General features: G+C 38.1%; 15 protein-coding genes and 1 tRNA gene. 5 read left to right on the top strand and 11 right to left on the bottom strand.

Features of this window, described 5'->3' with window-relative positions; translation table 11 throughout:
• Nucleotides 1–47: 47 nt before the first annotated feature.
• The 3 genes from KYH19_RS03555 to galB all read left to right on the top strand — a co-directional run bounded on the left by KYH19_RS03555 (nt 48) and on the right by galB (nt 4,237).
• A complete protein-coding gene (locus KYH19_RS03555; protein ID WP_219077576.1) occupies nt 48–203 on the top strand; it encodes a hypothetical protein in 156 nt (51 codons plus the stop codon).
• A gap of 238 nt (nt 204–441) precedes the next feature.
• Nucleotides 442–1,539 carry an adenylate/guanylate cyclase domain-containing protein gene (locus tag KYH19_RS03550; RefSeq protein ID WP_219077575.1) on the top strand — a complete coding sequence of 366 codons (1,098 nt, stop codon included), beginning with the start codon at nt 442–444 and terminating at the stop codon, nt 1,537–1,539.
• Between the two features lie 277 nt (nt 1,540–1,816).
• On the top strand, nt 1,817–4,237 hold the full coding sequence (galB, locus tag KYH19_RS03545) for a beta-galactosidase GalB (protein ID WP_219077574.1): 2,421 nt from the start codon (nt 1,817–1,819) through the stop codon (nt 4,235–4,237).
• A gap of 145 nt (nt 4,238–4,382) precedes the next feature.
• Here galB and KYH19_RS03540 read toward each other — a convergent pair whose 3' ends face one another.
• Nucleotides 4,383–5,306, bottom strand: coding sequence for a LysR family transcriptional regulator (locus tag KYH19_RS03540; RefSeq protein ID WP_255562540.1), 924 nt, complete (start codon nt 5,304–5,306; stop codon nt 4,383–4,385).
• Between the two features lie 48 nt (nt 5,307–5,354).
• Between KYH19_RS03540 and KYH19_RS03535 the strand changes: the two genes are divergently transcribed.
• Both KYH19_RS03535 and KYH19_RS03530 read left to right on the top strand, forming a co-directional pair.
• The gene (locus KYH19_RS03535) at nt 5,355–6,323 is read left to right on the top strand and encodes an alpha/beta fold hydrolase (protein ID WP_219077573.1); all 969 of its coding nucleotides are present in this window, start codon (nt 5,355–5,357) and stop codon (nt 6,321–6,323) included.
• A 181-nt stretch (nt 6,324–6,504) separates the two neighbouring features.
• Nucleotides 6,505–6,915 (top strand): nuclear transport factor 2 family protein, encoded by a 411-nt coding sequence (locus KYH19_RS03530; protein WP_219077572.1) that lies wholly within the window; start codon nt 6,505–6,507, stop codon nt 6,913–6,915.
• 116 nt (nt 6,916–7,031) lie between these two features.
• Here the strand turns inward: KYH19_RS03530 and KYH19_RS03525 are convergent, their stop codons facing one another.
• The 10 genes from KYH19_RS03525 to KYH19_RS03480 form a co-directional block, all read right to left on the bottom strand.
• A complete protein-coding gene (locus tag KYH19_RS03525) occupies nt 7,032–7,751 on the bottom strand; it encodes a DKNYY domain-containing protein (RefSeq protein ID WP_219077571.1) in 720 nt (239 codons plus the stop codon).
• A gap of 107 nt (nt 7,752–7,858) precedes the next feature.
• Nucleotides 7,859–7,938, bottom strand: a tRNA-Leu gene (locus KYH19_RS03520).
• A gap of 88 nt (nt 7,939–8,026) precedes the next feature.
• Nucleotides 8,027–8,320, bottom strand: coding sequence for a DUF3817 domain-containing protein (locus KYH19_RS03515; RefSeq protein ID WP_219077570.1), 294 nt, complete (start codon nt 8,318–8,320; stop codon nt 8,027–8,029).
• Between the two features lie 357 nt (nt 8,321–8,677).
• The gene (gene hscB, locus KYH19_RS03510) at nt 8,678–9,220 is read right to left on the bottom strand and encodes a Fe-S protein assembly co-chaperone HscB (RefSeq protein ID WP_219077569.1); all 543 of its coding nucleotides are present in this window, start codon (nt 9,218–9,220) and stop codon (nt 8,678–8,680) included.
• An 83-nt stretch (nt 9,221–9,303) separates the two neighbouring features.
• Nucleotides 9,304–10,692, bottom strand: coding sequence for a site-2 protease family protein (locus KYH19_RS03505; protein ID WP_219077568.1), 1,389 nt, complete (start codon nt 10,690–10,692; stop codon nt 9,304–9,306).
• 28 nt (nt 10,693–10,720) lie between these two features.
• Entirely contained in the window at nt 10,721–11,908 is a 1,188-nt protein-coding gene (locus tag KYH19_RS03500) for a 1-deoxy-D-xylulose-5-phosphate reductoisomerase (RefSeq protein WP_255562539.1), read from the bottom strand.
• Between the two features lie 36 nt (nt 11,909–11,944).
• The gene (locus KYH19_RS03495) at nt 11,945–12,307 is read right to left on the bottom strand and encodes a four helix bundle protein (RefSeq protein WP_219078864.1); all 363 of its coding nucleotides are present in this window, start codon (nt 12,305–12,307) and stop codon (nt 11,945–11,947) included.
• A 152-nt stretch (nt 12,308–12,459) separates the two neighbouring features.
• Nucleotides 12,460–14,010, bottom strand: a complete 1,551-nt coding sequence (locus tag KYH19_RS03490) for a GH3 auxin-responsive promoter family protein (RefSeq protein WP_255562538.1) — start codon at nt 14,008–14,010, stop codon at nt 12,460–12,462.
• Nucleotides 14,011–14,048: 38 nt separating this feature from the next.
• Nucleotides 14,049–14,837, bottom strand: coding sequence for a hypothetical protein (locus KYH19_RS03485; protein WP_219077567.1), 789 nt, complete (start codon nt 14,835–14,837; stop codon nt 14,049–14,051).
• Nucleotides 14,834–15,802, bottom strand: a complete 969-nt coding sequence (locus KYH19_RS03480; protein ID WP_219077566.1) for a glycosyltransferase family 2 protein — start codon at nt 15,800–15,802, stop codon at nt 14,834–14,836. The genes KYH19_RS03485 and KYH19_RS03480 overlap by 4 nt, the downstream gene beginning before the upstream one ends.
• Between the last annotated feature and the right edge of the window lie 22 nt (nt 15,803–15,824).

The raw sequence follows: 15,824 nt of genomic DNA, 5'->3' as shown, positions 1-15,824 counted from the left end.
ATGCAATGCTAACACTGATGTTAAACACTAAAAACTAATTCGAAACGATGAAAACGATCTGCCTGATTAACTTCTTATCTTCGGCTTTTGTAATAGCCTGTAACTTTGAACTTTCTGACATCCCTTATTTTAATGGTGTATTCCATAATGCCTATTTTACTTCATTGGCAGGTATGAAACTTCTTTTAAAAGGATTGTCTTAACCTTTTATCCTCACTAATGGATTTCTAATTTGCCCGCAGAATATCTAAAATATGAAAATAGCTAGATTACCGACACCAGTTTTGTCAAAAGTCAAGAAATAAACAATATCTTAAGGGATATCGGCCAACTGAAAATATTTAATATATTTCAGTACCTTGAACTGGCCACCAGTATATTAAACTTATAATAAAAGCCGGGAAGGTCTTTTTAGATGGAGCTTAAATAAAATTCTAGTCTATGCTGTCACCAAAAACGAAAAGAAATATAGAACGCGTTATTCCTTTCGGCGTATTGTGGTTTATCTTTAGCCTTGTTTATTGCGTACTGGAAAAAGGTATTATGGGCCATTTAGACGCTTATCCAGCTACCGGTGTTCCCTATAATTTTGGAAGAAGTATAATTGCAATCCCGACTGCAGGAATGCTCATGGGGATACTTACCGGGATCCTGGAGATTGGTTATTTTAGCAAGTGGTTCATCAAAAAAAGCTTCACCAGGAAAATTGTATCTAAATCGGTCATTTATCTGTTCATTGTAATCACATTCCTTACTGTCATTACGCTAATTAATGTGCTTTACACACAGAAAGGATATCCTTTCAAAATCCTTTCATCGCCAGCTTTGGCCTTTTTAACTGACTACGCAATGATCGGTATTATGATCTATATGGGTGCAATAATTTTGATTACCCAATTCTATGCTGAATTTAGCGCTAGTTTGGGCCAGGGTACACTGCGTAATTTTTTTTTGGGAACATACCATCAACCTGTGCAGGAAGAAAGGATATTTATGTTTCTGGATATGAAGTCATCAACTACAATAGCCGAAAAGCTGGGGCATGTCCAATACTTCGAAATGTTAAGAGAATATTTCTTTGACCTTTCAAGTGCAGTTATTGACTATGCCGGCACGATTTATCAGTATGCTGGTGATGAAATGATTATATGCTGGAAGCTGAAAGACGGGTTAAAAAACAATAATTGCATCGAGTGCTTTTTTGCTATGAAACATGTTTTAGAAAAGGAAACTGAAAAGTACAACAACAGGTATGGTTGCTTGCCAAGCTTCAAAGCGGGATTGCATTACGGTATGGTAACTACCGGGGAAATCGGATCGCTTAAAAAAGAAATTATTTTTACGGGAGATGTGCTCAATACTTCAGCAAGGATCCAGGGACTTTGTAACCATTTCAATACTGATCTGCTTTTATCTGAAGATCTGGCAAAAATAATTCAGTTTCCCAACAATTACATCATAACATCAGTTGGGGATAACGTTTTAAAAGGCAGAAGCAAATCAACGGAGCTATTTTCCATTTCGAGAAGAATTAAATAGACAAATAAAGTGATGACTGAAAACATGTTTCGCCATTACTTCAGAAGTCATTTTTCACCTTTAAAATATCCAACTTCTTTGTTTATCGATAGAACATAAATTAGGACAATGCGATAATTAATTGTTATGCGAAAAGTTAAATCCATTTTTATAAATATCATATATGCGAACCACATCTGCTGAAGAGCCGGAATATCCAATATAACATATAATTTACGTTAAATCACTTGCTATAAATAAACGTTATAGATACATTTAATAATTATTTCTAACCAAAATGAAAAAATTATTTTACTTGTTTATCCTTATCAGTTTATCAGCTGCTGTGCATGCGCAAAGCGGGCGGTCGGTTTTGGATTTTGACCAAAATTGGATGTTTAACCTGGGCGACATACCCAACGGCCAAAACGTTGATTTTAATGATGCCAGCTGGCGAAAATTAAATTTACCTCATGACTGGAGCATAGAAGGCGAATTTAAAAAAGAAAACCCGGCCACTGTGGAAGGTGGCGCTTTGCCAGGCGGTATAGGCTGGTACCGTAAAACCTTTACCATCCCGCAAACGGATAAAGGCAAATTGATCTATATTGCTTTTGACGGTGTTTATCAAAAAAGCGATGTATGGATAAACGGTCATCATTTAGGTTACAGACCAAACGGTTATATCAGTTTCAGATATGAACTTACGCCCTATTTAAATTATGGCGGTAAAAATGTGATAGCTGTAAAGGCTGATAATTCTTTACAACCAAATTCCCGCTGGTATTCTGGTTCGGGCATTTACCGCAATGTTTGGCTGATAAGCACCAACAAAATTGCCATTAACCATTGGGGTACTTTTGTAACCACACCAAAGGTAAGCACCAGTCATGCCGATGTTAACCTGAGCGTTAGCATAAAAAACGCGGCAGGCAATACTCAACTTGCCACTGTTGTCAGCAGCATATATGCCAACGGCAAAGTAGTAGCAAGCAAAACCCTTACTGGCCTTAGTTTAAAGGATACGGTTACTACCATAAGCCAAAATTTCGGTGTTAATAAACCGGTATTATGGTCGGTTAACAAACCATTCCTGTATAAAGTACAAACCAAAATATTGGTGGATAATGTTGTTGTTGATCAGTATGAAACACCGCTGGGTATCCGTTATTTCAATTTTGATGCCGATAAAGGCTTCAGCCTTAACGGTGTTTACATGAAAATAAACGGCGTTTGCCAACACCATGACCTGGGCGCGCTGGGCACAGCATTTAATGTGCACGCGCTGGAGAGGCAGTTTAAAATATTAAAGGAAATGGGCGTAAATGCGATACGCACTTCACACAACCCACCCGCACCACAGTTTTTAGACCTTGCAGACCGCATGGGCCTTATTATTATGGACGAAGCATTTGACGTATGGCAGGTTCATAAGAGGCCTCAGTTTGACGCTCATCTTTTCTTTAAGGAATGGCACAAGCGCGACCTGACAGATCAGATATTGCGCGACAGGAACCACCCTTCGGTGATCATATGGAGTATTGGAAATGAAATACCCGAGCAAAGAGATACCAGCGCGACACGTATAGCCCGCGAGCTTGCCGGTATCATTCATCAACTGGATACCACAAGGCCAATCACTACAGGCAATAACGAACCCGGCCCGGGCAATAAAATTGTCGAATCGGGCGCTGTTGACCTCTTAGGTTACAATTACCATAACGATAAACTGGCCAATTTTCAGAAGGATTACCCCGGTAAAAAATTCATTGGTACGGAAACTGCTTCGGCGCTGGAAAGCCGTGGTGTTTACAATACTTCGCCCGATACCATTAAACGGTGGCCGGGAGGCGGGGTAGTGAATGGCAAAAGGGTAAGCTGGAAAATGAATGCTGATCATACCGTTAATGCTTATGATAATATTTCGGCACCCTGGGGTCATACCCATGAGGAAACCTTGAAAATATATAAAAAACATGCTTTTCTATCAGGTCAGTTCGTATGGACCGGGTTTGATTATATAGGCGAACCATGGCCTTACCAGTGGCCGTCCCGCAGTTCATACTTCGGGATAGTAGATCTGGCTGGCTTTCCTAAGGACGTTTATTATTTATATCAGGGCGAATGGACCAATAAAACAGTGCTCCACATATTACCGCACTGGAACTGGGAAGCTGGTAAAGTTGTTGATGTTTGGGCCTATTACAGTAATGCTGATGAGGTTGAACTGTTTTTAAACGGCAAATCATTAGGTACAAAATCGAAACAGGGAGACAGTCTGCACATTGCCTGGAAAGTAAACTATGCGCCGGGAACCTTAAAGGCCGTATCGCGCAAAAATGGCAAAGTGGTGAAAACTACCGAGGTTAAAACTGCAGGTGCGCCAGCCAGGATAGAATTAAGTGCCGACAGGAGCACCATACGTTCAAACGATCATGATCTTTCTTTTATTACCGTTAAAATTGTAGATAAAAATGGCATAATGGTGCCGAATGCAGATAATGATGTCAAATTCAAACTGTCAGGAGCCGACAGCTTCCTTGCGGGTGTTGATAATGGAAGCCAAACCAGCCACGAATCATTCAAAGCCGATCATCATAAAGCATTCAATGGTTTGGCTCTGGCAATTATTGGCGCTAAAAATAAACCGGGTACCGTTACAATAACAGCAACAGCCGATGGCTTACCTTCTGCATCGTTGCCCATTACTATTAAATAAACCAATTGGCTATGAAAATGCTTTCTGCTTACCATAGCAGAGGGTAATTGTTGTGTTTGCCAAAAAATGTTGCTTAAGTTTTTCCGCTGCTTCCATAAGATCAAGTATTTTATTTGAAACAGTTTGAGACTTGAATGTGAAATCTTTATTTGTCGATATTGTTACTTTTTGTTCCGCTACTGATGCTGATAAAGGCTTTTAAAGCAGGGGAAAGTGGAACATCTTTTCTGTAGACCAAAATCGTTGTCATAAGACCCAACTCCTTTGGCAGAGGGAATGTTTTTATATTTCTATTACCATAAAACGTACTTATGATTTCTTCTGGCAGAACACTAAATCCAATACCGGATTCAATGAAATTTACAACGCCTTCAATGGAATTCATTACTGTTTTATGATATTCGGCAATACCTTTACTTACAAGCCAAGAGTCAAGTTTAGCTCTAAAGACGCAGCCCTGATCGAAAACTATTGTTTTAAGCGGATTTTTTTTAAGTAAAACATCCAGGTTTTCACAATCTGCCGGAGCAACAATTACAACCTGTTCGTCCTTTATTTTAATTTGTTCAAGCTCAGGAATGTCAAGTGGAGCAGGGATAAATGCAGCATCTAGTTTATAATTCAACACATCACTAATTAAGCTGGCTCTCATCGCGGATCTAAAATCCAGGTCAACAAAAGGGAATTTAGAGGCAAGTTCATTAACAAGTTCAGGCCCTTTCAGGGTCATCATCGTTTCCAAAAATCCAATTTTAATCTGGCCCTTTACGATGTCACTTTTACCAATCGACCTTTTTGCCTCATCCAAAATATGGTTGATTTGCTTGGTATACCTAATAAGTTTTTCGCCTTCCGGAGTTAATTCGACCTTGCGGTTGTTTCTGGTAAAAAGTAGTGCGCCAAACTCCTCTTCCAAATTTTTTATACGGGTAGTTACATTTGATTGAACTGTAAACATGGCTTCAGCAGCCTTTGTAAAACTGCCATAATGCGCAACGGCTTCAAATAAATTAAGGTCATTCGTGTTCATAAATCTTAAATTGAGATACATAGTATCTTTATAAATCATTTTGAAAGATTAAATATCAGGTTTACTTTTGAATAAAAAAAAGGAAAAATGAAAAAACTAAAAATAGCCTTCACGATCATCTTAACTGGCTTATTAGGAAGAACAGAAATTATGGCACAATCAAACACAGTTAAAACAAGTCCTGCTTTAGAAGTTGGGCTTGTTCATCACCGCAAAGTAAATGTAAACGGACTTTGCGTAGCTTATAGAGAGTCAGGCCCGGCAGGAGCACCCACAATATTATTATTGCATGGTTACCCAACATCGTCACATATGTTCCGCAATCTGATACCGGTGTTAAACAAAAAATATCACGTTATAGCCCCTGATCTTCCTGGATTTGGAAATACTGATCTGCCAGACCGTACAACTTATAACTATACTTTTGAAAATCTGGCCAAAACAATGCAGGGTTTTATTGATGAATTAGGTTTAAAAAGGTTTGCAATTTATGTATTCGATTATGGTGCACCAACCGGATTTCGTCTGGCACTTGCAAATCCAGAGAAAATTACGGGGATTATTTCGCAGAATGGTAATGCCTATGTAGAAGGATTGAGTACGGGGTGGAATCCAATTCAGAAATATTGGAAAAATGACACCCAGGAAAATAGAGATGCACTAAGGTCTTTTTATAGCAAGGAGGGAACGAAATTCCAATATTTTACTGGTGTTACCGATTCATCGCTTATAGCTCCCGAAGCTTACATTTTGGATCAGTATTTTCTAGATAGACCAGAATCTGCAGAAATTCAGCTTGACCTGTTGAAAGACTATAAAACAAATGTTGATCTGTATCCATCGTTTCAAAAGTATTTTAGAACCAATAAACCAAAATTGCTTGCTGTGTGGGGAAATAAAGATCCATTTTTTCTTCCAGCCGGAGCTGAGGCCTATAAAAAAGATATTCCAAACGCAATAGTAAAATTTTATGATACCGGCCACTTTGCGTTAGAAACCCATGCACAGCAGATAGGAAATGAAATACTGAAGTTTCTCTCCACCCTTCCAAAATAAGATCTTCGGGTATAATACTGCCTAAATGTGAAAACTTTGTACCTGGAGTTGGCAGGTTGAAGAGAATGGTTATGTGTATTTAATCATGTTGGTAGAGCGTCTTAAGATATCGAAAATACAATGATCAAAGCAAGCCGCGCATAAGCCGGAATTTTTCAAATACAAATAAATCAAATGATTGATGGAAATTAAAAACCCAGTACCACCGTTTAACTACGATTCCGCGGTGAAGAAAGTTATGCTTGCAGAGCACGCATGGAATAGCCGCAATCCTGAAGTAGTATGCATGGCCTATACCCTTAATACAGAATGGCGCAATCGGTCGGAATTTATCTCCGGCCGTGAAGAAGTCAAAGTATTTTTAGCAAACAAATGGGAGAATGAACTTGACTACAAGCTTAAAAAAGAACTTTGGGCATTTACTGATAACCGTATAGCAGTTCGCTTTGAATATGAATGGCATAACCATCAAGGGCAATGGTTCCGCAGCTTTGGTAATGAGCTTTGGGAATTTGATAAATACGGGCTAATGGAGAAACGGTTCGCAAGCATCAATGATCTGGCCATTGATGAAAAAGATCGAATGCTATAAAATAGGATAAATACTAATATTTAAAAGGCGCTGGTATATTGTTAGCGCCTTGCCAGTTTCATATCAAACTAATAATCTGAGATAACCATTTTTGATAATGCTCATCCTAAACATCCTTATTCTAGCACTAAGCCTTTCTTTTTAATGCCAAAAAAGTAAATATCCTTACCGCTTATCCCGTAAAGCCTGTTATCGACAATCTTTACCGAAAAGTCCGAAGGCTTTACACCGGTCAGCCTCTTCAGGGCTTTGCCTATGGTATTCACAAAATAAACATTGTTCCGGTCGGCTGCATAATAAGTGTGGCTTTGGTCAAGATGATCAGCATCAAAGCAGCCAGGCACTTTCTTAAAAGTGTCAACATCTACGCCAGGTACATTCCTGCCCCTAAAAAACAGGCTTTCCCTGTCCCGGGCAACATTTTGCCAGATAATGCTGAAGGTCTTTGTATCAGCTCCTTCCACAATATCTGTAAGAAAATAAACTTTATTACCTGCCCGAAGATAATACTCATTATATTTTTCCGCCTTGCTGTAATCATATGGCAGGCACCGGTCGTACCAATAATAATTGTTCCCGTCATAACCAATGCCATCTGCGGCATTTATAACTTTAAATGTTTCAGGCTTTGCTCCCTCAATAACAGAAGCGTTGCACATATAGCTGGTAACATACACCCTATTTTGATCCCTGAAATAAAAAGTCTTGTCCTCAAAAGCTTCGACCATCTCAAACGAATCGTAATCGATTGTCTTTTTTAGGCTGGTAAATTTTTCCGAATCATACAGATAAATGCTTCTGTCTACAAGCGTGAAGCCGTGTCCGAGATCTTTCATATGTCTGGCATTTAAGTTAAGCGCATACAAGTTACAAGGTTAAAATTTAAATAAAACCTTTAAAAACACAAAACCCTAACAATCAGATTGTTAGGGTTTAAAAAGTGTACCCGGAGCCGGAGTCGAACCGGCACGGTTTCCCACAGGTGTTTGAGACCAGCGCGTCTACCAATTCCGCCATCCGGGCATTCTTGTTGGACGGGGTTGCAAATGTAGATAATGAAACCTTAATTCACAAAATTATTTTCAATTAAATTTAACTTACTGAAAAGCAATTATTTTGGTCTTTCGTCTTTTAATTTGCGATCTACCACAAAGGGCATAAATGGTAAAAGTGATGCCAAAAAGATGAGAATTGCTTTACCAAACTTCCATTTTTGCTCTTGCCAGGCCAAAACTAAGGTAGCTGCGTATAGTACAAATAATAATCCGTGGGCCCAGCCAGTATATTTTACATACAGAGGAAGGCCTGCAAAATACTTTAAGGGCATGGCCACAAATAACAAAAGCAGGTAGGATATGCCTTCTGCTACGGCTACTTTACGAAAAATAGAAAGGGAGCTATTCATAAATCTGATTGTTTGTTCCGAAAGTAAAACAAAGCTTTTGCCTGGCAAAAACTAAAAAATGATTTTACAATCGGGTGTTTAACGCTGAAGACGCTCCTATCATTTAACCACAAAGCGCACAGAGTGAAGGCACAGAGAACGCAGAGTTAGGAGACTATTCATTTGCAACATATCTTCGGACTTCCGATATCGGACTTCTGACTCACTCATCATATACCATTTAATTGCAAAGGGTCATGAGTTAAAGAGTAACGAACATATTTAGGAGACTATTTCTTTGACATCATTATCTTCGGACTTTCCGCCGTCCGACTTCGGCCTAATGCCCTCATCCATTTTCCATTCCCCATCTTCCATCTACTTCTGTTTCACCAATCGCTCTCTAATCCTATCAATATATTTCTGTCGGTAAAAATTATCCTTAATCGAAGGCAGTAGTGCATCGGATGCTGTTGGATTGCTATCAAAACGAGCTATCAAATCATTCAATTCGTTAGCCAAGCCTTTTTCTATGGCATCAACATCTCCTTTTACCTGTGCTAGCTTTTCGGCATCCGGTTCAAACTCCAGATCCATTAAAGCCTCATTTACATCCATCATTTCCATTAGAAAAGATTGCGGCAGTTGATAACCCTCGTCTGTTTCTACTATCCCTTTCAACTCGAGCACGTATTTTAAGCGTTTTTTAGCATTGCTCAGCGTTTGGTAAGCCTTATTGTTCAATGTTGACAGGTTTAGCACTTCCTGCTGCTTCACTTCGCTTTCATTGGCATAAAAATCGGGGTGAAACTGTTTGCTTAAAGCATAAAACTTTGTTTTTACCGCACTTTGGTCCGGATTAAACTGGATCGGTAACTCGTAAAAATCGAAATAATTAGTATCTGGTTTTGCTTCGCTCATACTATGTATTAAATTAAAAAGCCGCAGATGTTCAGATCGACTGGTCAAATCTGCGCATCTGCGGCAATGATATAAATTTGGTTTTACTTACCGAAGGATTTTAAAATATCATTACCAAAAGCAAACACCATTAAACAGATCAGGATTACAAAACCCACAATCTGCGCCTTTTCCAGTACTTTTTCGCTTACCGGCTTACGTTGCACCATTTCGATCAAAAGAAACACGACATGGCCTCCATCTAAGCCTGGAATAGGCAATAAATTCATAAATGCCAATGCCATCGAAATTAATCCTGTTAAAGTCCAGAATTTAACCCAGTCGAAAGTACTTCCATACACCTTCGCAATTCCAATCGGACTGCTGATGTTACGTGCACTTAACTTTCCCGTGATCATTTTACCAATGCCCTTCGCATTATCTACAAAAGTGCTCCATGCCATGTTCGCACCAACTGGTAACGACTCGATAAAGCCAAAATCTACATGTGCAGTTTCAGGCATTTTCAGGTTAGGACCAATTCCAATTGTTCCGTCTTTACTTACTTTAAGATCGAATGTTACTTCTTTTCCCTTGCGCAATGCTTTAATGGTAATGGGTTTTAGCTTATTTGTAGACACCTCTTCTTTAAACTGATCGAAAAAAGTGATCTGTTTGCCATTAACCGATAAAATACTATCGCCCGGTTTAATGCCGGCAGCATAAGCAGGATATACTGGTTTCTCAAACTTTCTGCCAAATAGCTTATCAAAAAATGATGGTTTATCTGCTTTTTCATCAGGTGCGCTTACCTTATCAACACGCTCCATGATATACCGTGGCGAGATAAAATTCTCTTTATCGTTTTTCGATATTTTGTTTAAAATAGTATCCGGAACAGAAATATAAAGAGCTTTATTATCCCTTAAAATGGTTAATTGTGCACCATCAAACAATACTTTGCTTGATATCGCATCTTCAAAACGGATTAATTTGTTCCCATTGATGGCCAAAATTTTATCTCCGTTTTTCAAACCAATTTCTTTACCGATCGCACCTACAGAAATACCATCATTTAGTTTACTGTTAACCGTATAGTTCTGCCCGATGTTGAAAGTTAACATCCAAAAGATAAAAATACCTACAATTACATTTACAATAATACCGCCAAGCATTACAATTAAACGTTGCCAGGCTGGTTTAGAACGGAATTCCCAGGGTTGAGCTGGCTGGGCCATTTGCTCAGTGTCCATACTCTCATCAATCATTCCGGCAATTTTTACATAACCCCCAAGTGGCAACCATCCCACTCCATATTCAACATCACCCTTTTTGAAACTAAAAAGTTTGAAACCCCATGCATCAAAAAATAAATAAAACTTTTCTACTTTAATACCAAATGCTCTGGCTGCCAGGAAATGCCCTAATTCGTGTAATATTACCAATAAAGACAATCCGAGCAGCAGCTGCCCCGCCATAATCAATCCATTCATATTTTCTTATAAAATTTTATGTTAGATGTTAAACTATACTTTTTGTTACTAATTCGCCGGCTAAGATACGGCTATGTTTGTCAGTTTCTAAATAATCACTCAATTGCGGTTTTTCAACATAACTGATTTCTTCCATACATCTTTCAATAACCTCGCTCATTTGCAGAAAACCAATTTTATCCGTCAAAAACGCTTCTACAACAATTTCATTCGCGGCATTCAAAATACAAGGCATATTCCCTCCTTTTCGTAAAGCAGCAAATGCCAGGTCTAAATTTCTGAATGTTTCCATATCGGCTTTCTGAAAGCTAAAACTTGGATAATCTAAGAAGTTAAAACGCTTAAAATTGTTTTTTAGCCTATCGGGATAATTTAAAGCATACTGAATAGGCAGTTTCATATCGGGAACGCCCATCTGTGCCTTCATAGAGCCATCAGTAAACTGAACGATGGAATGGATGATAGATTGAGGATGAACGATGACATCAATCTGATCTACATCGAGGTTAAACAACCATTTTGCCTCAATTACCTCTAAACCCTTATTCATTAGAGATGCAGAATCGATCGTGATTTTTGCCCCCATCACCCAATTGGGATGTTTTAAAGCCTGCTCCTTTTTTACGGTCGCTAAAAAGTCTTTTGTTTTGCCCAAAAATGGTCCGCCGGATGCCGTTAAATAAATTTTCTCAATCTCATTTTGCTCCTCACCCACTAAACACTGGAATATGGCCGAATGCTCAGAATCAACCGGTAAAATTTTAACCCGGTGTTCAGTTGCCAATTGTGTAATCAGTTCGCCGGCAACCACTAAAGTTTCTTTGTTAGCCAAAGCAATGTTTTTCCCTGCTTTTATGGCAGCAATGGTTGGTTTTAAACCAACCGATCCCATTAATGCAGTAAGCACTACATCGCTATCAGCGTAAGCGGCAACTTCTGATAAAGCCGCTTCGCCAGCCAAAACTTTAACATCAAGGCCAAACAAAGCATCCTTAACTTCGCTGTATTTGCTTTCATCACATATTACAACAATTGCCGGTTTAAATTCCTTTGCTTGTTGAATCAGTAAAGCTGCATTCTTCAGTGCAGATAATACGGCAACTTTAAAAACTGTAGGATGATCCTTAACAACTTCAAGTGCTTGTGTACCTATGCTCCCTGTAGAACCTAATATGGTTATTCTTTTTACAGATTGCTGTATTGTTATATTGTTCAATTGTTTTCTTTCTCTCGTATTAAAAATTTAATTGTTTTAATTGCATTCGATTAAATTTTCAATTTTTCGTTTGTAAATTTTATCAGTTGATGAATTTTCTTTCGGCAAAGTTTCCAAAGTTGCAAAAATCTTTGAATACGTTTCCTCATTTACCAACTTTCGAACTCTTGCTTTTTCGTTCCAGTCTAAACATTCCTTAACAGAACCAAAGCTATAATAATAAAACTTGATCTTATCTTTCTTATGATAACGACCAAAGCCTTCAGCAATATTAGCTGAAATAGAATCAACAGCATCAACAAACTGTTGCCCGATGGTATACTTTGCAAAGCTATCCCAACCAGATACCAAATCCCATACAAAATTGCTAAGATGAAACGATTTTGTATAAGCAGTTATCTGATTTAACTGTCAATAATTCTTTTCCATATCGTTGAACGTTAATCATTAACAACAATTTAGCAATTTTCATCTGCACAATGCTAAACAATCCAACAATATTCTACCGCCACGGTTAAGGCGCCAGTACTAACAATTCAACAATGTAGCAATCAAACAATATATACCACTAAAGCATCCGCCAGTTTCCGATCATTACTCAAACGCGGTACTTTATTCTGCCCACCTAACTTTCCTTCACTTTTCATATAGTTTACAAAAGCATCTTTTTGCAAAGTACGTATAATCAATGGCTGAAGGATGTTTCCTTCGATCAGGTCAAAGTAATAAATATTTTTCTTTTGTAAAGCTTCATCAACCTTTTTGCTAAAAGCAGCCATATCTTTTGGTGCAGATGAAAATTCCACAAACCACTCATGATAAGGCAATTGACCAGTTTTCGGATTAACCTGCGGTGCCACTGTAAATTCTGTAATTTCTACCTGTTCTGCATTGGCCACACTTAAAATGGCCTGTTCTACCTCTTCTCCTATTACATGCTCACCGAAGGCAGAAATAAAATGTTTAATCCGCCCGGTAACTACAATTTTATAAGGGTTTTTCGACACAAATTTCACGGTATCGCCAATACTATAACCCCATAAACCTGCATTGGTATTTAAAATCAGCGCATAATTCGTATCCAGCTCAACCTCGCCAAGTGATAACCGTGTTGGATGATCATTGTAATATTCATCAGCAGGAACAAATTCGTAAAAAATCCCTGCATCGGCCAGTAACAATAATCCTTTATCTTTTTGCGAATCCTGATAGGCAATAAATCCTTCTGAAGCTGGATAGGTTTCAATGGCATCAATTTTTTTTCCGATGCTCTGTTCAATCTTTGCGCGATAAGGTTCGAAATTTACCCCTCCATAGATAAACAGGCTAAAATTCCTGAATATTTCAGCAATTTTCTTTCCTCCGGATTTCTCAGACAATTTATCAAAATACATCTGAACCCATGGTGGAATGCCCGATATCAAAGTCATGTCCTCATTAATGGTTTCCTCCACAATGGCATCCACTTTCTGTTCCCAATCTTCTATAATATTGGTTTCGTAAGAAGGCAAACGGTTCTTTTGCAGATAGGCTGGTACATGATGGGCCACAATTCCAGATAAACGTCCAACATTGATCCCATTTTTCACATTTAAAACCGGACTCCCCTGAAGAAAAATCATTTTTCCATTTACAAAATCAGCCTTGCCCGTTTCATTAATGTAAGTTAAAATGGCATTACGGGCAGCTTTGATGTGCTCTGGCATCGATTCTTTAGAAAGTGGAATATACTTTACACCTGAAGTGGTGCCTGAGGTTTTGGCAAAATAAACCGGTTTACCTTTCCAAATTACATCTGCTTCTCCTGCTACAACACGATCTATATAAGGTTTTAAACCTTCGTAATCCTGAACAGGAACATATTTTTTAAAATCAGCATAGGTTTTAATTTCGGAGAAATGATGGTCTTTCCCGAACGCTGTACGTCTGGCTTCGTCAATAAGATTTTTCAGAATCTTATTTTGGGCATTAACCGCATTATTTTTCCATTTGTTGATCTGCCAAACTGCAAATGCCGCAAAGGGTTTACTTAATGCTGCCTTAAGTCCCCAACCCCCTGAAGGGGACTTTTCCTTTCTACCGTTCTTTTCTTTTTCCATCATTTTAATCTGATTTTTAACTCCCCTTCAGGGACTGGGGGTTAAACGATATTATGTAAAATATCCGGATGTTCGTCGCCTTTATACTCGCTCGAAATTTTACGATATGCAACGGTTAAAGCTACACTAGAAAGCGGAACAATGATAAATGAACTTAAAATATTTACAATGAAAGCGATTAACGGCCATTGTAGGTAGTTTAACAACAGATAAATAAGATATCCGCCTCCTAAAACAACCAATAACAATAAAATCTTAGTAAAATTCCCTTTAGTAGTAGCCAAACTTAATTTAATCGAATCGAAAGGCGTTGCTCCTTTATCTATGATAAAAAACGGAAAGAATGAAATTCTTAACCAGGTAATAAAAATGGCAATAATGCCTACTGAAATGGCTACATTTTTAACAATTGACACATTAATTCCAGTATAAATAAAAGGAAAGGCAACTAAGATCACTACCAGGTAAACACCCAAAATGCAGCCTACGAAATATAGCGTAGCAACCAAAAACCTGATGATCTGCTGCCTGGTTGGGAGGGTATCCACAATTTTCACATCGTTTTCTTCATCATCCATTAAATGAAAAATATACTTAAACAGTGAAAGATTAATGGTAAAATAGAGCAAAACGAAAATAATCACCATGATAATGCTTAAAGCTTTGCTTACATCCTTAATAAAAAAAGCCATCAAACTTGATGCACTAGCGGTAATAAACATTAAAAAACATAATGTAGCAATCGATAGATAATGTTTCTTAGTAATGCCCCATGCTTTTTGCATTACATCGTTAACGGCAAACGTACTTTCTTTTAAATAATTGATCATTGTTGTTTGAATACCACACGTTTAAATAAATCCTGTATAAATCCTAAACCATAAGCGGTTAATTGGATGAATGAAGATATAATGCTCAAAAATGCAACTTTTAAAGATTTATTTACTGACCAGGAGTGAAAAAATATTAACAAAAAGTACAATACTACCAGAAAATCGAAAATATACGCCAAAGGCGGATAAAAGATGTTCAATAGCAATGTTGTTATCATACCAACGGTTGCTACTGCCGGAAAAAAATGAATCAGTTTCAACTCTTTTGGAAAGTGTTTATAAATATTAATTCTGGCCCTGCCAAAGAAATGCAGTTGTTTGTAAAATTGCCCGAAACTTGTTCTTCTTTTATGGTAAACCTTTGCATCTGGGATCAACCCAATTTTAAAACCATTTTCATGAATACGGATGCTATACTCAATATCTTCACCCAATCGGGTAAGGATAAAGCCCCCAACTTTCTCCCAGGCCTGACGTGAAACGCCCATGTTAAAGCTGCGTGGATGAAATTGCCCAACATGTTGTTTGTTGCCGCGGATTCCACCAGTGGTGAAAGGCGAGGTCATAGCATAACTGATTGCTTTTTGCACAGGTGTGAAACTATCGTGTGCCGCATCCGGACCTCCATAGGCATCTAAATGATGCTCGTACAAATAGTTTTTAACCGTTTCAAGATAATTTGCAGGGATTAAACAATCTGAATCGAAAATCACAAAGTAATCGCCTGTAGCCCTTTCGAAGCCGAAATTACGGGCAAAGCCCTGTCCGGCATTTTCTTTAAAGTAATATTTAATATCCAGTTTATCTGCATAAGAAGCCACAATTGCCTTTGCATCGTTTTTCGAACCATCTTCAATAACCAACACTTCAAACTGTAAATAAGTCTGTTTGGTTAAGGTGTTTAACAATTCGTCAATTTCCTGTGGACGATTGTAAAGGGGGATTATGATGGAGAAAAACATGTTTAAAATGGAAAAGGGAAGA

This window comes from Pedobacter sp. D749 (assembly GCF_019317285.1).
In the GTDB taxonomy this organism is placed as follows: Bacteria; Bacteroidota; Bacteroidia; order Sphingobacteriales; family Sphingobacteriaceae; genus Pedobacter.
This window is presented reverse-complemented; position numbering and strand designations above follow the sequence as displayed.